The organism is Taibaiella lutea (assembly GCF_008629695.1).
Classification (GTDB): Bacteria; Bacteroidota; Bacteroidia; order Chitinophagales; family Chitinophagaceae; genus Taibaiella; species Taibaiella lutea.
Window position 1 is genome coordinate 640,815 of sequence record NZ_VWSH01000003.1, and the last position, 18,648, is coordinate 659,462.

General features: G+C 36.6%; 17 protein-coding genes. 13 read left to right on the forward strand and 4 right to left on the reverse strand.

Annotated elements, in window-relative coordinates; translation table 11 throughout:
- Positions 1 to 320 precede the first annotated feature (320 nt).
- The gene (mnmG, locus tag F0919_RS13965) at positions 321 to 2,189 is read right to left on the reverse strand and encodes a tRNA uridine-5-carboxymethylaminomethyl(34) synthesis enzyme MnmG (RefSeq protein WP_150033384.1); all 1,869 of its coding nucleotides are present in this window, start codon (positions 2,187 to 2,189) and stop codon (positions 321 to 323) included.
- 207 nt (positions 2,190 to 2,396) lie between these two features.
- Between mnmG and F0919_RS13970 the strand changes: the two genes are divergently transcribed.
- From F0919_RS13970 to F0919_RS14000, 7 genes are all read left to right on the forward strand, one after another.
- Positions 2,397 to 3,041 carry an outer membrane beta-barrel protein gene (locus tag F0919_RS13970; protein WP_150033385.1) on the forward strand — a complete coding sequence of 215 codons (645 nt, stop codon included), beginning with the start codon at positions 2,397 to 2,399 and terminating at the stop codon, positions 3,039 to 3,041.
- A 171-nt stretch (positions 3,042 to 3,212) separates the two neighbouring features.
- Positions 3,213 to 4,268, forward strand: a complete 1,056-nt coding sequence (locus tag F0919_RS13975) for an agmatinase family protein (protein WP_150033386.1) — start codon at positions 3,213 to 3,215, stop codon at positions 4,266 to 4,268.
- Positions 4,269 to 4,349: 81 nt separating this feature from the next.
- On the forward strand, positions 4,350 to 4,985 hold the full coding sequence (locus F0919_RS13980) for a hypothetical protein (protein ID WP_150033387.1): 636 nt from the start codon (positions 4,350 to 4,352) through the stop codon (positions 4,983 to 4,985).
- Between the two features lie 105 nt (positions 4,986 to 5,090).
- Positions 5,091 to 5,528, forward strand: a complete 438-nt coding sequence (locus F0919_RS13985; protein ID WP_150033388.1) for a hypothetical protein — start codon at positions 5,091 to 5,093, stop codon at positions 5,526 to 5,528.
- Between the two features lie 132 nt (positions 5,529 to 5,660).
- Positions 5,661 to 6,716 (forward strand): class III poly(R)-hydroxyalkanoic acid synthase subunit PhaC, encoded by a 1,056-nt coding sequence (gene phaC, locus F0919_RS13990; protein WP_150033389.1) that lies wholly within the window; start codon positions 5,661 to 5,663, stop codon positions 6,714 to 6,716.
- Positions 6,717 to 7,376: 660 nt separating this feature from the next.
- The gene (locus F0919_RS13995; protein ID WP_150033390.1) at positions 7,377 to 8,930 is read left to right on the forward strand and encodes an ABC transporter ATP-binding protein; all 1,554 of its coding nucleotides are present in this window, start codon (positions 7,377 to 7,379) and stop codon (positions 8,928 to 8,930) included.
- A 75-nt stretch (positions 8,931 to 9,005) separates the two neighbouring features.
- Positions 9,006 to 10,442 (forward strand): MBOAT family O-acyltransferase, encoded by a 1,437-nt coding sequence (locus F0919_RS14000; RefSeq protein WP_150033391.1) that lies wholly within the window; start codon positions 9,006 to 9,008, stop codon positions 10,440 to 10,442.
- 157 nt (positions 10,443 to 10,599) lie between these two features.
- On the opposite strand, the gene F0919_RS14005 is transcribed toward F0919_RS14000, so the two are convergent.
- Together F0919_RS14005 and F0919_RS14010 are read right to left on the reverse strand one after the other, a co-directional pair.
- Complete coding sequence (locus F0919_RS14005) at positions 10,600 to 11,304, reverse strand: response regulator transcription factor (protein WP_150033392.1); 705 nt, start codon at positions 11,302 to 11,304, stop codon at positions 10,600 to 10,602.
- A 71-nt stretch (positions 11,305 to 11,375) separates the two neighbouring features.
- Positions 11,376 to 12,395, reverse strand: a complete 1,020-nt coding sequence (locus F0919_RS14010; protein WP_150033393.1) for a PorP/SprF family type IX secretion system membrane protein — start codon at positions 12,393 to 12,395, stop codon at positions 11,376 to 11,378.
- Between the two features lie 234 nt (positions 12,396 to 12,629).
- Between F0919_RS14010 and F0919_RS14015 the strand changes: the two genes are divergently transcribed.
- The 6 genes from F0919_RS14015 to F0919_RS14040 all read left to right on the forward strand — a co-directional run bounded on the left by F0919_RS14015 (position 12,630) and on the right by F0919_RS14040 (position 17,673).
- On the forward strand, positions 12,630 to 13,799 hold the full coding sequence (locus F0919_RS14015) for an exonuclease/endonuclease/phosphatase family protein (protein WP_150033394.1): 1,170 nt from the start codon (positions 12,630 to 12,632) through the stop codon (positions 13,797 to 13,799).
- A gap of 247 nt (positions 13,800 to 14,046) precedes the next feature.
- Complete coding sequence (gene tsf, locus F0919_RS14020; RefSeq protein ID WP_150033395.1) at positions 14,047 to 14,883, forward strand: translation elongation factor Ts; 837 nt, start codon at positions 14,047 to 14,049, stop codon at positions 14,881 to 14,883.
- A 204-nt stretch (positions 14,884 to 15,087) separates the two neighbouring features.
- Entirely contained in the window at positions 15,088 to 16,215 is a 1,128-nt protein-coding gene (locus F0919_RS14025; RefSeq protein WP_150033396.1) for an acyltransferase family protein, read from the forward strand.
- A gap of 65 nt (positions 16,216 to 16,280) precedes the next feature.
- Complete coding sequence (locus tag F0919_RS14030) at positions 16,281 to 16,514, forward strand: hypothetical protein (protein ID WP_150033397.1); 234 nt, start codon at positions 16,281 to 16,283, stop codon at positions 16,512 to 16,514.
- A gap of 20 nt (positions 16,515 to 16,534) precedes the next feature.
- Positions 16,535 to 16,960, forward strand: coding sequence for an rRNA maturation RNase YbeY (gene ybeY, locus F0919_RS14035; protein WP_150033398.1), 426 nt, complete (start codon positions 16,535 to 16,537; stop codon positions 16,958 to 16,960).
- Positions 16,960 to 17,673, forward strand: a complete 714-nt coding sequence (locus F0919_RS14040) for an RluA family pseudouridine synthase (protein ID WP_150033399.1) — start codon at positions 16,960 to 16,962, stop codon at positions 17,671 to 17,673. Before ybeY ends, F0919_RS14040 begins: the two co-directional genes overlap by 1 nt.
- Positions 17,674 to 17,711: 38 nt before the next feature.
- Here the strand turns inward: F0919_RS14040 and F0919_RS14045 are convergent, their stop codons facing one another.
- Positions 17,712 to 18,356 (reverse strand): DsbA family protein, encoded by a 645-nt coding sequence (locus F0919_RS14045; protein WP_150033400.1) that lies wholly within the window; start codon positions 18,354 to 18,356, stop codon positions 17,712 to 17,714.
- Between the last annotated feature and the right edge of the window lie 292 nt (positions 18,357 to 18,648).

An 18,648-nucleotide genomic window follows, 5' to 3' on the forward strand; every position in this document is an offset into this window, starting at 1 on the left:
TTTATGCCGGTTTCGGTCTTTTAATATATTATTTAAGTCTTTTAAAGATCCTTTTAAGTTCAGGATGGATGTGTTTAGGTCTTTTGAAGATGTGTTTAAGTTCCGGAAAGATGTGTTTGGGTCTTTTAAAGATCCGTTTTAGTCTTTTGATGAAACGAAGCACTTTTGCAAGACAAAATTTCTAAACAATTAGGCTGTCTGCCCAATAGATTGAAGTCGTGCTTAATTGAATTGATAAGAAGGCTTAAAAGATTGTAGAATTAAAAAGAGAAACTCATTTCTGAATTTCTCCTTTAAAATTTTATTTTTAGACTTTTCGCTTAGCGTCCCATATAAACCAGCAAAATCTGAATATCGCTTGGATTAACTCCGGAAATTCTGCTTGCCTGCCCCAAAGTATGCGGACGTATTTTTGTAAGTTTTTGTCTTGCCTCTGTACTAAGCGCCTGTAATTTTTCAAAGTTGAAATTCTCAGGAATTCTTAAATCTTCCATTGCGCTCATTCTTTGCACCATCTCTTTTTCCTTTTCTATGTAAGTATCGTACTTTACTTGTATCTCCGCCTGCTCCAATTCCTCCGGTTTGAAGGCTTTCAGATTTTCCTGTATCGAGGGAATGTAAAGGATTAATTCGTTCAGCGAAATATCAGGCCTTAAGAGTATTTTTCCTACTTTTTGACGCTCTTTTAGGGTCGAAGTGCCTTTATTTTCAAGAAATACATTGATTTCTTCAGGCTCAACGGTCGATTTTGCTAAAATATCTTTTATTTCATCTACCCTTGCTTTTTTCTGCCTTACCAACTCCATCCTGTCCTCTTTTGCCAATCCCATCTTATAACTGATTTCTGTCAGACGCATATCAGCATTATCCTGACGCATCAAAGTCCTGAATTCGGCACGGCTTGTAAACATACGGTAAGGTTCATCTGTTCCTTTATTAATAAGGTCATCAATCAGCACTCCGATATACGCTTCATTTCTTTTCAAAACAAAAGGCTCTTTTCCTGCAACATTCTGATGCGCATTAATACCGGCAATTAAACCCTGACAGGCTGCTTCTTCATAACCTGTTGTCCCGTTTATTTGTCCTGCAAAAAACAGGTTTTTAACGAGTTTAGTTTCAAGTGTAAATTGCAATTGTGTTGGCGGAAAATAGTCATATTCGATAGCATATCCCGGACGAAAGAACTTACAATTTTCGAAACCTGGCACCTTTTTCAATGCTTCATATTGAACTTGTTCCGGTAAAGAGGTCGAAAATCCGTTCACATAAATCTCAACAGTATTCCATCCTTCCGGTTCTACAAACAATTGATGCCTGTCCTTATCTGCAAAACGATTGATTTTATCTTCAATGCTTGGGCAATATCTCGGGCCGCTTCCCTGAATTCTGCCCTGATACATAGGACTCCTGTCAAACCCTGTCTTCAAAATATCGTGTACTTCCTGCGAAGTATAAGTAATCCAGCAGTTTCTTTGTTGGTTTGATTTTATTCTATTCGTGTCTAAATATGAGAATCCGACAATCTCTTCATCCCCATCCTGAATCTCCATTTTAGAATAATCAAGGCTTCTGCCATCAATTCTCGGAGGTGTTCCCGTCTTCAATCTATCAGCTTCAAAACCTAATTCCACCAATTGTTCCGTAATGCCCGTTGCTCCTTTCTCGCCCATTCTTCCACCACCAAACTGTTTTTCTCCAACATGAATCACTCCGTTTAAGAAAGTACCATTCGTCAAAACAACTGCTTTAGCTCTTATCTCCTGCCCCATTCCGGTCACAATTCCTTCTATTGTTCCACGTGAAACAATCAGACCTTTCACCATATCCTGCCAGAAATCAAGATTGGGAGTTTGTTCCAGCATTTCTCTCCAGGTAGCGGCAAACAGATGACGGTCATTCTGCGTCCGTGGGCTCCACATAGCAGGACCCTTACTCTTGTTGAGCATTCTGAATTGAATCATACTTTTATCGCTCACAATGCCGCTGTAACCGCCCATTGCGTCTATCTCTCTTACTATCTGCCCTTTACCTATACCACCCATAGCCGGATTACAACTCATCTGCGCAATGGTCTGCATGTTCATAGTAACCAATAAAGTCTTACTTCCCATATTGGCAGCCGCAGCAGCAGTTTCGCAACCGGCATGACCTGCACCCACTACTATAACATCGTATTCCTGAAACATTCTATTATCAATGCTGTGCTTTAATACAGCGGCAGCAAAGGTACAAAAGAATCCTGCATGGACATAAATCTAATGAGGGTATAATGAAACAACATAGCTTTACCTTTTCACCTAAACTACTAATATAAGGTTCATTGTTTCACGTGGAACAATAGGTACTTGCTTTAGCCAACAGAATTGAATATATTCGTAGTAAATATAATTATCATGAAAATCAGAATAACCTTTTTTACTTTACTTATTGCTTCATCCATTTCTTCCTTTGCTCAAAGCAATTGGACTGTTGGTTTAAGAAGCGGAGCAGAATTAGCCAAGACTGAAAATTTAGACCGGGAAAAAATAGGTCTGAGGTTCTCACAACAATTATTTATAACTAAAAGGCTTTTCAAAAACTTTGAACTTGAATTGAACGCTGCTTATAAATCTCCGTTAATAAACAAATACAATTTTGGTCCTATGATGGATGGTCCCTCTGTTGAACTTCATACCTCAACAACCCATCTTATAGAGGTTGGATTGTCCGCACGTTATTTTGTTTATAACAGCAATGGCTGGTCGCCATATCTATTCGGAGGGCTAAATATAGCAAGGACCTTTTCTAAAGATGTAATTTATAATGATGCTTATTTCGGTTGGAGTGGATATGTACCGGAGCAAACCAATCTTTATAAATATACCAACACCAACATTCCTGAAGAATTTTACATTGGTGCGGGGCTAAATAAAACCATTACCACCAAATGGACGCTGAACACACAAATGTCATTAGACTACAATAATTCAGCTCAAAAAATGATAACAGGAAATGACCTATCACCTAAGCTTCAGATTGGAATTGCCTATGCATGGTAAAATATGTTTCACGTGGAACAAATACTCCGATATTTTAGAGTCAAGGCAACCATAATAACCATTTATAAGTATAGACAAAGACAATAACATAATCATATAATAGGTGTGCTTCTTTGAGTTCACCTGTTACATTTTTAGTATCTTTGCCGCCCATTAAATAGATAACAAATAATGTCTTCGAACGCATTAGACAACTTTGACCCGAATTCTCCGGGTTTAGTATCTAACAATATCTTTGGTCTTCCATTTTCGGAAGATAATTCAGAACTTATTTTAATCCCGGTTCCATGGGAAGTGACTGTAAGCTACAGACCCGGAACATCAAGAGGGCCTGAACAAATCTTCGATGCTTCCATGCAGGTTGATTTGTACGATCCTGAATTTCAGGATGTATGGAAGCAAGGCTTTTACATGGTTCCTTATGATAAAAACATCCGTAACAAAAGTGATTACCTACGTAGCTGCGCAGAACTCATTATTGGTTGTTTGAGTGAAGGCAATCCGGTACAGTGCAGCAACCAGTTGGTTAATAAATTAAAAGAAGTAAATGATGGTGGCAAAATGATGCATGACTGGATTCATAACCTTACATCGCATTATTTAAAACTGGGTAAAAAAGTAGCATTAATAGGTGGAGATCACAGCACACCTCTTGGCTTTATAAAAGCACTTGGAGAAAAACATGAATCTTTCGGAATTCTTCAGATAGATGCTCATGCAGATTTAAGGGAAGCATACGAAGGCTTTACTTACTCGCACGCCTCCATTATGTACAATGTTTTAAAAGAAGTTTCACAGGTTCATAAATTGGTTCAGGTTGGTATCCGCGATTATTGTGACGAAGAGCTGGATATCATCAATAATAATCCTGAAAGAATTAAAACCTTCTTTGACAGAGACATAAAAATAAAACAGTACGAAGGCGCACACTGGAAAGATATTGTAGATGAAATAGTAGTAGCTCTTCCTCAAAAGGTTTATATCAGTTTCGATATTGACGGGTTGGATCCTAAACTTTGCCCTAATACAGGTACACCCGTTCCCGGTGGTTTTGAACTGGAGCAGGTATTTTATCTTTTCAGTAAAGTAAAAAAATCAGGGCGTGAAATTATCGGTTTTGACTTGAATGAAGTTTCTTCCGGATCTCATGGTCATGACTGCATTGATCCTATTGTAGGCGCAAGAGCACTATATAAAATGTGCAATCATTTAGCAGGTTCAAACTAATATTCTTTTATTAAAAAATATAGAGACGTTGCTTTGCAACGTCTCTATATTTTACAACAATACTGAAATAATTCTCTTAAAATGTATCAGATATTTTTAGAAGGCAAACAACTAAAAAGAAACCAGATAACAGGCATGCATTTAATGGTCGGTTTTTTATTGATTGGCATCGGAATGGTTACCTGGTTAGTACCTGATAATGTGAAACAGACAGCCCTGCAATTCCTGAATTATTTCGGTTTGGTATATGCTTTGCTCGGCTTTATTATTATTGTAACCTGCATTCTTTTCAATAAAAGAATTATTCAGACAAAAGCCAATCTTATAATAAGGATTATTGAGATAATTGCATTAGCGCTGATGCTTGTATTTTCCATTTACAAAAAATGGTATCTGCCTGTTGGTTATTCATCAGCAGCTTTAATTGGAATTATTATAACCTATATACTGGAGAAAAATAATAAAAAGGATAAGATTGCAATTTTTAACGAAACAGGCATTAAAATTCCAGGGTTGGGAAGACATTCAAATGCAGCATGGTCTGAAATAAAAAATATTATATTAAGGAATAATATTTTAACCATTGATTTCAGAAATAACAAACTATATCAGGCACATCTTTCAAAAAATAATAAATCTTTAAATCAGGAAGATTTTGTTTCATTTACCCGGGAACAAATCACAAAAAATATAGATAGTTATAAAGAGGACTGGTAATTTATAAGGGTTACCCCTTATATTTTACAAGAAATGAAAGTTTGGCACGGTATTTGTACTAATAGTATTATCCAATAATTAGTAACAAATAAAAAACCAAACAAAATGTCTAAAGTTATTTCTTTAATCATCGCATTGTTCATTACATTTTCATTCGCCTCCGCAAAAGCAAATAATAATCTTGAAGCGAATACTCCGGAAACAAAGGCTTTAAAAGGTTCAAGACTATTTTTAAACTGTCAGATTTTTGTGAGCCATGACAGTAAAAGTACGGAAGTTGATACTGTAAGCAATCAGGGAGATTATATAGAATTTGGTGAGAATGGCGTAGCTTATATGTTCTACAAAGGTAAAATGGATTCACTACACTATTATTTTACAGATAATAACAAAGTAAGTTTTGGTGATACGCCTTTTGAAATTAAAAGCCTTGGAAATGGTTACTATTCCCTTTATCAAAAGGAATTGGAAAAAAACGGCGATTATAACAGCGTAACCTATAATCTCAAAAAAGACGACAAAAACTATAGTTTCAAAAATTAAAGAAAAAACCTAATAAATTAATAATGGCCAACATGCGTTGGCCATTTCATATATAAGAGAATTTGATTAATTTTGCGCCGTCAATTTATTTTACTACTTTTCCTAAGTAGATAAAAAATAATAAAAAGATATATGACATTGAATCCTCTTGGACTTCTGGAAGAATTGTCCTCAACAACGCAGAAATTAATGAAAGGTTACGAAACCCTTCAGAACATTAAAGAAGTGGATGTAGCCACTCTTGAAAAAGAATTGGTATGGCAACGCGATAAAGTAAAGCTTTATCATTATGTGCGCGAAACACCTGCAAAATGTAAAATACCTGTATTGGTATCTTTTGCAATGCTGAACCGTCATGATGTTCTGGACCTGCAGCCTGACCGCAGCCTGATGAAAAAACTTCTGGAAGAAGGATTGGATATTTATATTATGGACTGGGGATATCCTACACAGGCTGATAAATATCTTACGATGGAAGATTACATCGACGGGTATATGAATGATGCTGTTGATTTTATACGTAAAGCACACAATGTTCCTAAAATTCACAAGCAAGGCATTTGTCAGGCAGGAACTTATTCCATGATTTACGCAAGCCGCTATCCTGAAAAATTACAGTCGCTTACAACTTATGTTGCACCTTTCGATTTCGGGGATGAAGACAATATGCTTTTCAAATGGGCTAAGCACATTGATGTGGATAATATGGTGGATTGTGTAGGAACCATTCCAGGCGAAATGATTGATTCCGCTTTCGGTTACTTAAAACCATCTATGAACGTCAGCAAATATATTGGCGTTATGGATTCTCTGGAAGATGAAGATAAATTATTGAATTTCCTGAGAATGGAACACTGGAAAGCAGATTTGCCGGCAATAGCAGGAGAAATGTACCGTAAATATATCAAAGATCTTTTCAGGGACAACCTTTTGATAAAAGGGAAATTCTACCTGGGTGGAACAAAAGTGGATTTGAAGAAAATGAACATCCCTTATTTAAACGTTTACGCTACAAGCGACAATATAATTCCTAACGACAGCACTAAAGCCGTTATGGAAAAAATCGGTTCTACTGATAAACAGGAAATTCCTTTTCCCGGTGGACACATCGGAGTATTTGTAGGTACAAAGTCTCAGAAAGACCTGGCACCTGCAGTAGCTAAATGGACTATTCAAAAAAGCAAGTAAATAGGTTTTTTATCATATTCACAGGTTACCAACTTCTATCAGTTGGTAACCTTTTTGTTTGAATACCAACCTGTGTTTCAAAGCTAATTTTAAAATAATGATTAGATAATATTTACCCACACTTATCAACACAATAACTAACTAAAAATCAATGATAAATGTGTGTTTCATTAAATAATAGGCAAAGAAATTTCTGCAAGGAAAACGCCGGATATTTATTCACAAACCGGAGGAAAAACATGGGAATAAATGGATGATTTTATTTGATAAGCTTGTTAAAAAATCTGAAAAGAAATTTCTTCATCAGCTGTTAAAGAAATCTTCACATAAAGTTCATAGTAAGTTAATGGGTTATCCCTATTGTTCCTTTTAAAAAGTTATTCTTCCACAATTCTGTTCTCCATGTTGAATAACTTTTTAAAACCCAATACAGTCAATATTTACAAAGAAAACTTAAATGTGAATTGACGGATGGATAACTGCTAAAATTTTATAAACCAATGTGTAAGAAAATATTTTACCCCCATATTCACACCCCTAATAGTAATAAGTCTTTTTTATAAAAAGATTATTTATTAAAATTAAGGGTGTGTACAACTCCGAAATCTGCCTAAACGCAAAATGATAATTTCCTGACCAAAAGGTTTTACTTTTGGATTCATGCCAGCCGAAAATAATTCCATCATCAGCGTAAAAAATCTGAACATCCGGTTCACCGGGCCGCAGCCCTTTCATGCGGTGCAGGATGTTTCGTTTGAAATTGCTGCAGGTGAAACACTGGCGTTGATTGGTCAGAGCGGCTCGGGAAAATCACTGACATCACTGGCTTTGATGGGCTTGCTGCCGAAAAATGCGAATATCACTGGTTCCTTAAGGCTGAATGATTCAACAGAACTGGCTGAAATGCCCGCCAATAAATGGTCTGAGATAAGAGGTAACAAAATAGGAATGATATTTCAGGAACCGATGACAGCCCTTAATCCGGTAAAAACCTGTGGCTACCAGCTTATTGAAAGCATTCAAACGCATCAGCAATCATCCGCAAAAGAGGCAAAGGAGAAAGCCATTCAATGGTTTGAAAAAGTAAAACTTCCCAACCCGGCTGAATTATTAAAACGTTATCCACATCAATTGTCCGGTGGCCAGAAGCAAAGAGTTATGATTGCTATGGCTATGTGTAACCACCCTTCCCTATTGATTGCAGATGAACCGACTACTGCATTGGATGTGACTGTTCAAAAAGAAATTGTACAGCTCATGAAGGACTTGCAGGCAGAATTTAATACTGCGATGCTTTTCATTACACATGATATTGCATTAGCCAGGACAATTACTGGTAACTTTTTGGTATTGGAAAAAGGAAAAATACTGCATTCCGGTTTTCCACAAATCAATGCAGACAAGTTAAATAAAGAAATACATATACGGGAAGAGCGCCCTATATTAAAAGTGGAAAACCTGGAAGTGATTTATCCACAAAATACCAACTGGCTGGGTAAAACAACTTCGTCTGTCACTGCGGTCGATAAGGTCAGCTTTGAATTATATAAAGGAGAAACTTTAGGACTGGTTGGTGAATCAGGTTGTGGAAAAAGTACTTTAAGTAAAACAATATTAGGATTACAAGCCCCAACTTTCGGAAACATAATATTTGAAAATCAAAATATTACCGGGTTTTCCTCTTCTCAGTGGCGAAAACTCAGAAAAGATATTCAAATCATTTTTCAGGATCCTTATGCCTCTTTAAATCAAAGAATGAGAATTGGCGATGCGCTGTCCGAACCAATGTTGGTTCATAAACTCGCTGATAAGCATAATGTGGAAAAACATGTGGACGAATTGTTAGAAATGGTACAATTACCAAGAGAAGCTGCCTTTAAATATCCGCATGAATTTTCAGGAGGACAGCGACAAAGAATTTGTATAGCGCGTGCTTTGGCTGTCCAACCCAAACTTATTATCTGCGACGAAAGTGTAGCGGCATTAGATGTTCATATACAGGAACAGATTCTGGAACTTCTGGTAAAACTGCAAAAGGAAAAAGAATTGACCTATCTGTTTATAACACATGATTTAAATGTAGTAAAAAGAATAAGCAATAGAATTATGGTGATGCAAAAAGGCATTATTGTAGAAGAAGGAAATACAGAAGAAATATTAGAGCACCCTAAAATGGCATATACAAGAAAATTGTTAGATGCAGTACTCGGTTGATTAAAAATAAAAAAATTCAGCGCCTTCGGCGCAAAGATGAAAACGTGATTTCACCGGCCGAAAAATTAATAAGAAATGCTTTTCAACACGCTTAGCTTTGCAATCTTTTTTCCAATAATTTTTGTGCTTTATTGGTTTGTTACTAATAAAAGCCTGAAGCTTCAGAATGCATTGATACTTCTGGCCAGTTATTTTTTCTATGCATGCTGGGACTGGCGGTTTCTGTTTTTACTTATCTTCTCTACCCTGCTTGATTTTTATACGGGAATAAAAATGTCTGATGCGCAAACGCAAAAAGGAAAAAAATTTTGGTTTTGGCTAAGCATAATAATAAATCTCGGATTTCTGGGTGTATTTAAATATTATAATTTCTTTGCCGACACATTTGCTCAGGGCCTTTCTACATTAGGCTTTCACGTAAGCCCCTGGACATTAAAGGTCATTTTACCTGTCGGTATCTCCTTCTATACTTTTCATGGGCTTTCTTATGTGATAGATATTTATAAAAGCAGGATCAAGGCCGAAAAAGACTTTGTAACCTATGCCGTGTTTGTTAGTTTTTTCCCTCTTTTGGTGGCGGGACCCATTGAACGTTCCACACATCTTTTACCACAGATAAAAGAAAAACGAACCTTTGATACAGCAAAGGCTATTGATGGAATGAGACAAATTTTATGGGGTTTGTTCAAGAAGGTCGTCATTGCAGATCAATGCGCTATCTATGTAAATGATATTTTTAACCACTCAGGCAATTATTCAGGAAGTACATTATTATTAGGCGCACTTCTCTTCACCTTTCAGATTTACGGTGACTTTTCCGGCTATTCCGACATTGCGCTTGGCACTGCACGGTTGCTTGGCATTGAACTATTGAGGAATTTTGCTTTTCCATATTTTTCGAGAGATATAGCAGAATTCTGGAGGCGTTGGCACATCTCCCTTTCAACCTGGTTCCGCGATTATTTGTATATCCCTTTGGGAGGGAGCAAAGGAGGCAATCTTTTGAAAATCCGGAATATTCTTATCATATTTCTGGTAAGTGGCTTCTGGCATGGCGCCAACTGGACTTTTATCATCTGGGGAGCGTTGAATGCCTTATACATCATGCCTTCCATACTTTTTAAGACCCACAGAGACAATCTGAATATTGTTGCACAGGGAAGAATTTTTCCGAATATAAAAGAAGCTTTTTCAATACTGCTTACTTTCAGTCTTACCGTTTTTGCATGGATTTTTTTCAGATCAGAGAATGTGACAAGCGCTTTTCTTTTTATAAAGAAAATATTTTCTTCGGATCTCTTTACTGTACCAACAGTTATGCCACGAATGCTTTTTGTTATGCTACCTGTTTTTATGATTATAGAATGGCTCGGCCGTGAACAGCAATATGCCATTGCGCATCTGGAATTGAAGCTTCCTAAAATAATAAGATGGAGTTTTTATTACGGGATGATAGTGTTGATCTTGTTCTTCTCCGGAACAAAACAGCAGTTTATTTATTTTCAGTTTTAAATTCAAAAAAATTCACGCGCCTTCGGCGCAAAGGGATTAACCGCAATTTCACCATCCGGAAATTTGCTGTAGAAGCAGTAATTCTGAAAATGGAATTTTATTACAAAAAAAGAGCGAAACAAGTCCGCTCTTTTTCTTTCTATATTTTAGTAAACTACTACTCTCCCTGAATCAGTAGACGGAAACCATTTCCATGAATGTTTACAATGCTAACATTTTCATCGTCGCTTAAATATTTACGAAGCTTGGCAATATAAACATCCATGCTTCTTCCGTTGAAATAAGTATCGCTGCCCCAAATTCGTTTCAATGCCTGTTCGCGTGGCAAAAGATCATTTCTGTATTCGCATAGCATCTGAAGCAAAGCATTTTCTTTTGGTGACAAAGTATAATCTTTACCCTCAATCGAAAGAATCCTCAACTTGCTGTTGAAATGGAATTTTCCGAAATCAAATTCAATTTGTGAAGGATTCTTTTCCTGGATTTCCTGATTGCGTTTAAGAATAGCTTTTATTTTCAATAATAAAACCTCGCTGTCAAATGGCTTGGTGATATAATCATCCGCACCTAACTTATAACCGTTAATAAGATCTTCCTTCATGCTGCGGGCTGATAAAAAGAACAAAGGAACATCCGGATCTGCGTTTCTGATTTCTTCAGCTAATGTAAATCCATCCATATTCGGCATCATGACATCCAAAAGGCAAAGGTCAAATTTTTCCCTGCGGAAAGCGGCCAGGCCCAAAATTCCGTCGCGGCAGAGTTCAACAATATAATCATGCAACTCAAGGTAGTTTTTTAACACCTGACCGAGGTTAGCATCATCTTCTACCAGTAATATTTTTGCTTTTTCAGATTCCATAATAATGTATTAATTGTTCAAAAATAGTTACATAGAACAGAAGAAAATCAGAAAGGTTCAAGAATGTTTTGTTAAAAACGGGGGCAACCGTAAGAACTATGATTCCTTAATCCCTTGCCATAAGAGCCCTGATAAATAATTGAAAATTCAAAAGCTCCGTTTCCGCCGTTATTGGGACTCATACCCGAAACACTGATATCTAAAGAAGAAGTAAAACGCACATTATTCCATTCCAGGCCTACTGTTGGAATGATGGCATCGCCTAAGCGATTATATAGTCCCAGAATGATCACCGTAGGCGCATTTTCCCGCGGCATTACATTATAGCTGAAAGAAAGGCCGTACACTAATTCCGAAGCGCTTCGCTGATTGGAATAATAGGCTGAAAAATTGGTTATGGAGTTATCGCCCAACTTGAAAAGCATATCCAGATTACCTGTAGGGCGTATGCTCAGTTTATTTTGCTGACCGTAAAAGCTCTCCGTTGGTGAATTGAGGTGTAACAAGCCGCCGCCTAATTGGAAATACAGATTTTCATTCGGGAAAAAAGCATAGTTCAGTCCCGCAGAAATGTCTGCATAAGATGTTTTTTGAAAAGAATAAGTTTCGCCGTTAGACGATTGCGGGTTGAATGTAAAACCGTCCCATTGCGTATCAAAAGTGAGTTTGGAAAAATTGACGCTACGCTGTACCAGGCCAATTCCTATACCGGCAGAAAGCATGCTGTATTCTCCCATCTGCAAATGATATGCCGCAAATACCTGGCCGCTGAATAATGCAAGGTTACCATCTCCTGCCCTGTCATTAAAAATAGCTCCGCCTACGCCAAGCCAGTTCGATTTTTCAAAATTCTCCAGCAATTTAAAATCTCCGAAAGCTGAAAAAGTATGAAAAGGCGCTGGAAGATTGCTCCATTGGTTGCGGTAATTTATGCCTGCCCTGTAATCCTTATCAGGCATCAAACCGGCATTTGCCGGACTTAAAAGCATGGGTGTATTGTAATACTGCGAAAAATGTATTCCCTGCGCTCTTCCCGTTTGAGGAAGAAGACAAGCAACACAAAAAGACAAAGAAAGTACAAGTTTTCGCATCTATGATTACAATTATAAAACCAATATACGGATGCTAATTTAACTCTTTTTTTAAAGCAAACCTTCATTTTTATTCCGGAAAGAAATAATACGAAATAAGAAAAGCGATAATTTAAAATATTCTGACAAAAAAGTAACTTTATGCATTATAAATACTAAATAATGAAAATAATATTTGCAGTAGCCTTTGTAATGTGCTGTAGTAAAGCTTTTCCACAGTAATACATTAATGCCATGTTTTATAACCTATACCGCTTTCCTGCGCAACCACCTGCAAACAGGGAAAATATTCTGAAAGACATATTAGATACCTATCATCCTGATATATTAATGAGCTGCGAACTGGTAAATGAGGATGGCGCCGAACGGATCTTAAATCATTCGTTGAATTACAATGGTGTTTCCAGGTATGCCCGTGCCGGGTTCATATTTACTCATGGTGATACTGCAGATCCGTTACAGCAAATGGTGTTTTACAATAAGGAGAAATTAATATTGCTGCGCCAACAGGTTTATCCCACCAAAGTGCGAGACATCAATCATTATACTTTTCTGCTGAACACAACAGGAGATTCAATACATCTCGATGTATTTGTAACGCATCTGAAATCAAGTGAAGGCGCAGGCAACAGGCAATTACGCCTGGAGATGATTGATACGTTTGTAAAAAAATCAGAAGCGGTTACGCCAAACCATTATGTGCTTCTGGCTGGCGATTTTAATTTTTACAGTTCCTACAATGAACCGGCTTATCAAAAAATACTGGACACTAATAATCATATTAGAATGGTAGATCCCATACACATGCCGGGAAACTGGAACGGCAACGATTCGTTTAAAGCTATTCATACACAAGCTACAAGGTTAAGTTCTGCCGGCTTTGGTGAAGGCGGCGCTTCCGGTGGCATGGATGATCGTTTTGATTTTATCATGATGTCGAAAAGCCTGGAACAACAAGGAGCTTTGAGTTATGTAGATGGAAGCTATAAGGCTTATGGCAATAATGGTAACTGTTTTGACAACAGGATAGATGCTTATGATTGCGATGGGCCATATTCATTACAGCTTCGACAAAACTTATATAACATGAGCGACCATATTCCTGTGGTTATGCAGTTAAAAGTAAACAGAGAATTTGCAGTAGGTGTCAATGAGGTTTCAACATCAGATAACCCATTTCATTTGAACGGGAATGTAGTGAAGGATTTTTTGGAGATAAAAATGAATTCAAACAAAAAAATAAGAAAAGAAGATTTTGCTATTTACAATATTATCGGCCAAAAAATGAATGTCGACATTCAGCACAGGGGAGATAGATTGACAATAGATATGCGAATGCTTCAAAACGGGATGTATTATTTAGCTTGTTTAAAAGGAGGTAGGTTTAAGATACTGAAATATTAGGCCATGTCAGGATTTTGTAAAAAAGCATGCGTATTGCTGCGTTTTTAATGACAAAAGATCCTTTATTCCAATTAAGCAATAGCGTGTGCGGGTTTGGAAAAATGTAATTTCTAAAATTAAATGTTCTTTAAAAATATCAGCAAGATTCAAACATTAGGCTATATTTTATAAAATACTTACCTTTGCGCTCATTTTTACACCTTGTGTGGAAAACAAATTTATAAATAACTCCAAAAAATAAATAAAAATGAGCGTTACTATATCTGCTGCAGATGTAAACAAACTACGCCAAATTACAGGCGCTGGTATGATGGATTGCCGTAAAGCTTTAGCTGAAAGCGATGGCGATTTCGAAAAAGCAATTGACTACTTACGTCTTAAAGGTCAAAAAGTGGCTGCTAACCGTAGCGACCGTGATGCTAAAGAAGGTGTAGCTGTTGCAAAATCAAATGCTGATGGCAATTACGGTATCATTATCCAATTGTCTGCTGAAACAGATTTCGTTTCTAAAAACGAAGAATTCATCGCTTTTGCTAACGATATCGCTGAAGCAGCTTTACATAACATGCCTTCCGATATTGAAGCGTTGAAAGCTTTGCCATTAAATGGCGCTACTATCGCAGACAAGTTGTTGGAAATGGTCGCTAAAATCGGTGAAAAAATCGATATCGTTCGTTACGATCAGGTAAACGCTGATGCTGTTGTTCCTTACATTCACGGTAACTACCGTATCGGTGTATTGGTTGGTTTAAACAAGCCGGAAAGCGAAAAAGTTATCGCTGCCGGTCGCGACGTAGCTATGCAAATTGCAGCTATGAATCCATTGGGTCTTAATGAAGATACTATTGCACCGGAAGTAATTGAGCGTGAAAAAGCTTTAGCAATCGAACAAATTGTTGCTGAAGGTAAACCGGCAGACATGGCTGAAAAAATCGCAGCAGGTAAATTGAACAAATTCTTTAAAGACAATACTCTTTTGGCACAACCTTTCGTAAAAGACAACGGTATCTCTGTTGCCGATTACTTAAAAGGAATAGAAGCAGGTTTAACTGTTACTTCTTTCCGTCGTGCGGCAATCGGATAATATCTTTTTGATAAAAGCTTGCAAAAATCCCGCTGTTTTCATGGCGGGATTTTTTGTAATGTTTATTTTACAATAGATAACATTTTTACATTAAAGCCGAATAAAATTGTATATTTTGTGTTTGTCAACTGTTTCAATTCTTGATTTTGAATTTAATATCTGTTTTCTTAGATAACGCCTTCTTAATCCCCAATAAGCACCATAATGAAGAACAAGATTAATTCTATTCAATATTTAAGAGCGATTGCTGTATTACTTGTGGTTTTTAATCATTTGTTTTTTATACGGGATTACATTGGGATTAAAAGAGAAGCAAGTATGTTAAACTTGCAGGGATTTGGAGCAATTGGTGTTGATATTTTCTTTGTAATATCAGGATTTATTATTACTTATACTGCTTCTCAGAAAAAAGGGATAGAAGGGGCTATTGATTTTGCTAAGAAAAGATTTATAAGAATTGCGCCTTGTTACTACATTGCAAGTAGCTTTCTCGTGTTACGTATTGCAATAAGTCATTTTTTTCATGCTGCGTCAACGGCTGATACTCTGAATACATCTACATTATTAAAAACAGTTACAATTTTGCCGGTTTTTGACAAGGGCTTTTTTCAAACACCCATTTTATTGGTAGGCTGGACTTTAAGTTTTGAGCTTCTGTTTTATGTGATTTTCAGCCTGTTAATTTTATTTACATTAAAAAACAGAGAAACATATTTGCTGGCCATTATTGTTTTACTTGGATTAACAGGTACTATTTTTCCTGTTCACCAGGTTCAGCTAAAGTTTATTACCAATCCGATAATTTTGGAATTTGCTTTCGGTGTTCTTATCTGCATTATGTACAGGAAAATTAAAGCTGTTTCATTCAACATAAATGTGGGTATTTTGATAGTTTCTTTGTTAATGTTTCTTGCCTTGATTTTATTTGGGTACGGAGACATCAGGCTTGTGTATAAAATTACAGATGGAGACCTGGCGCCTTTACGGGTTCTTTTGTGGGGAATACCTTCTGCTTTTTTTGCAGCAAGTATTATTTTTATTGGGAAAAGTAATCCTTATAAAATTAGGGAGAATAGGCTCCTGTTGTTTATAGGAGAAGCATCCTATTCATTATATTTGGTGCACGAATATTCATTTTCATTCTTAACAAGGGTTATTATTTATTTTCATCTACAGCAAATGAATATAATTTTGTTTATAGCAATAAGTATTATGACGGCTTTGCTCAGTGGAGCTCTTTTTCATATTATTATTGAAAGGCCATTGATAAGATGGCTTAATAAAATCTTTATTTCCAAGAAAAAGCACGAGAGAATCTTGTCTTTACATTAGTGCTTTTATACGAATATTGCATACAACCCAATTATTGAAAAGAAATACTTTAAAAAATTTAGCTAATGAGTTTTGATCCGGAAAGAAGCAAAAAGAATTTTGATAAAATGAGAGGCTATGCCGGCATGGGCATGGGCGCTGTTTACCTTATCATTGGCATAACGATATTGACTTATTCAAAAGTAGATCCCTTTCATATAGGCACCGGAATTTCCTATGTGGTTTCAGGTTTGATGCTTGCTTACGGTATTTTCAGGATTTACAGAGGTTATAAACTTTCAAAAGGCGAAGGGCTTTAACCTTTTATCTCAGACAAGCCATGGCCATTCAATATTTTGAAGTTGAAGTATCATCCAAGCTGAAACAAAAACGGAATCTCTCGGCGTTTCTGAAAGAGCTTATATTGCAATATCTTGATGTAAAAAAAATAGACATCAGTTATATTTTTTGCGATGATGCTTATTTGCTGGAAAAAAATCTTCAATTCCTTAACCACGATACGCTTACCGATATTATTACTTTCGATCTTTCGGAAAAAGATTTCGAGCTGGTTGCGGAAATTTATATCAGCGTGGACAGAATCAGGGAAAATGCAGAAAAATTCAAAATTGATTATCAGACGGAATTGCACCGGGTCATTTTTCACGGAGCATTGCATCTTTGCGGATTTAAGGATAAAAAGAAAGAGGACAAGGCATTGATGACCGAAATGGAAAACGATAGCCTGCAAAAATATTTTAATTAATGAAGTTTGAAATAGTTTACGAGGACGAAGATATTGTAGCATATAATAAGCCAAGCGGCTTGTTAAGCATTCCCGATCGTTATAATGCGGAAATTCCATGTCTTTACCACATGGCTGCAAAAAATTACGACAAGCTTTTTGTTGTACATCGGTTAGACAAAGATACAAGCGGGTTGATTGTATTTGCAAAAAACGAAGAAAGCCATAAATACATGTCGCAGTTATTTGAAAGCCGCGATGTAGAAAAATATTATCTGGCTATTGTAAACGGAAAACCGTTTAAAGACAAAGGAAGCATCGTTGCACCAATAGCCGAACATCCTAATCACAAAGGAAGGATGAGTATTCAGAAAAAAGGGAGATTTGCACATACCGATTATGAGTTGCAGAAATCCTGGAACCAGTTTTCATTGCTAAAATTGCGTATTCATACAGGCCGTACGCATCAGATAAGGGTTCACATGCAGCATTTGGGAAATCCGGTTGTTTGCGATCCTTTTTACGGCAGCGGAGGAACGCTATTGCTTTCATCTATAAAAAAGAAATTTAAGCTGGCGGAAAATGCAGAGGAAGAAAGGCCATTGTTGAGCAGATTGGCTTTGCACGCCTCGCAATTGAAATTCATAAACCAAAAAGGCGAAAAGCAAACCATTGATGCGCCTTTGCCTAAAGACTTAGCTGTTACCATTAAACAGCTGGATAAATGGGGATAAAATAAAGATTCCGGTTATTAATAACCGGAATCTTTATTTTAAGCGTTTAGCTCCTTCAGAATATTATCTATTCGTTCCTTCAATGTTTCAAAATCGGTATAACCTTTTGCCACCAGGTAAAATTTATTGTCGGATGCCTGTAATAATAATTGCGGAAAACTTGTAACCTGCAATTGTTTGCACAATGCAAAATCATAGTAAGCTTTCTCTTTAAATTTTTCGGAATGTAAATCGCTGTAAAAAGTTTCATTATCAATTCCGTATTTTGGTAAAAGGTGCCTGTAAGCTTCGTCGTCTGTTAAATCACGGCCTTCAAAGTTCAATGAGTATTGTAAATCGGCAGCGAAAGAAACGGCCATGTCAGGATTGTATTCTTTAATAATACACAATGCAATAGCCGGTTTTTCTGAATTTGGAAACCAATCGCTTTGTTCCGGGTTGAAAATATGCCAGAGAAAATCTTCACCAAACTTTACGCCTGTATATTCTTCAACCGTTTTATATGCTTGTTGAATATAAGGCGCAGTCAGGCCGATATGCCTTGGCTCCTCCGGTAAAATCATACCACCGCTTAACACTTCAACATGCAGCCTATCTTTGTAGAGCGCTTCTATCTTTTTAATAACCGGGCTGAAGCCGTAGCACCAGCCACACCATGCATCATAACAATATATCAAATTCATAATCCGGAAATAAGGGCAAAAGTAGGAAACAAAGACGCAAACACGCATTAAAACAACATAGAAATTGATAATCAAGATATTGCTCAAAAATAAATTCGTAAAAGAAATTTTTTTTTAACTAAAACAAATCGTAAACTTGCAAAACAAATGCACCAATTATTCCATCCCTTTGGTGTTATATCAAAAAACAGCTTACTTTTTTGCCCCAAAGAATAGGAAGCTCCAAAATTAAAAATTCAGTAAAACTTTATTGATTAACAACCTCAACATTTAAGAATCGTTTTGATTCCAC

Excerpts from the sequence above, each read along its gene's own strand:
- F0919_RS13970 (WP_150033385.1), top strand. The coding sequence starts at position 2,397 with ATGAAAATCAGAATAACCTTTTTTACTTTACTTATTGCTTCATCCATT.
- ybeY (WP_150033398.1), top strand. The coding sequence starts at position 16,535 with ATGGCCATTCAATATTTTGAAGTTGAAGTATCATCCAAGCTGAAACAA.
- F0919_RS14045 (WP_150033400.1), bottom strand. The coding sequence starts at position 18,356 with ATGAATTTGATATATTGTTATGATGCATGGTGTGGCTGGTGCTACGGC.
- F0919_RS14025 (WP_150033396.1), top strand. The coding sequence starts at position 15,088 with ATGAAGAACAAGATTAATTCTATTCAATATTTAAGAGCGATTGCTGTA.
- F0919_RS14030 (WP_150033397.1), top strand. The coding sequence starts at position 16,281 with ATGAGTTTTGATCCGGAAAGAAGCAAAAAGAATTTTGATAAAATGAGA.
- F0919_RS14005 (WP_150033392.1), bottom strand. The coding sequence starts at position 11,304 with ATGGAATCTGAAAAAGCAAAAATATTACTGGTAGAAGATGATGCTAAC.
- F0919_RS14010 (WP_150033393.1), bottom strand. The coding sequence starts at position 12,395 with ATGCGAAAACTTGTACTTTCTTTGTCTTTTTGTGTTGCTTGTCTTCTT.
- F0919_RS13975 (WP_150033386.1), top strand. The coding sequence starts at position 3,213 with ATGTCTTCGAACGCATTAGACAACTTTGACCCGAATTCTCCGGGTTTA.
- F0919_RS13995 (WP_150033390.1), top strand. The coding sequence starts at position 7,377 with ATGCCAGCCGAAAATAATTCCATCATCAGCGTAAAAAATCTGAACATC.
- F0919_RS14000 (WP_150033391.1), top strand. The coding sequence starts at position 9,006 with ATGCTTTTCAACACGCTTAGCTTTGCAATCTTTTTTCCAATAATTTTT.
- tsf (WP_150033395.1), top strand. The coding sequence starts at position 14,047 with ATGAGCGTTACTATATCTGCTGCAGATGTAAACAAACTACGCCAAATT.
- F0919_RS13980 (WP_150033387.1), top strand. The coding sequence starts at position 4,350 with ATGTATCAGATATTTTTAGAAGGCAAACAACTAAAAAGAAACCAGATA.
- mnmG (WP_150033384.1), bottom strand. The coding sequence starts at position 2,189 with ATGTTTCAGGAATACGATGTTATAGTAGTGGGTGCAGGTCATGCCGGT.
- F0919_RS13985 (WP_150033388.1), top strand. The coding sequence starts at position 5,091 with ATGTCTAAAGTTATTTCTTTAATCATCGCATTGTTCATTACATTTTCA.
- F0919_RS14015 (WP_150033394.1), top strand. The coding sequence starts at position 12,630 with ATGTTTTATAACCTATACCGCTTTCCTGCGCAACCACCTGCAAACAGG.
- F0919_RS14040 (WP_150033399.1), top strand. The coding sequence starts at position 16,960 with ATGAAGTTTGAAATAGTTTACGAGGACGAAGATATTGTAGCATATAAT.
- phaC (WP_150033389.1), top strand. The coding sequence starts at position 5,661 with ATGACATTGAATCCTCTTGGACTTCTGGAAGAATTGTCCTCAACAACG.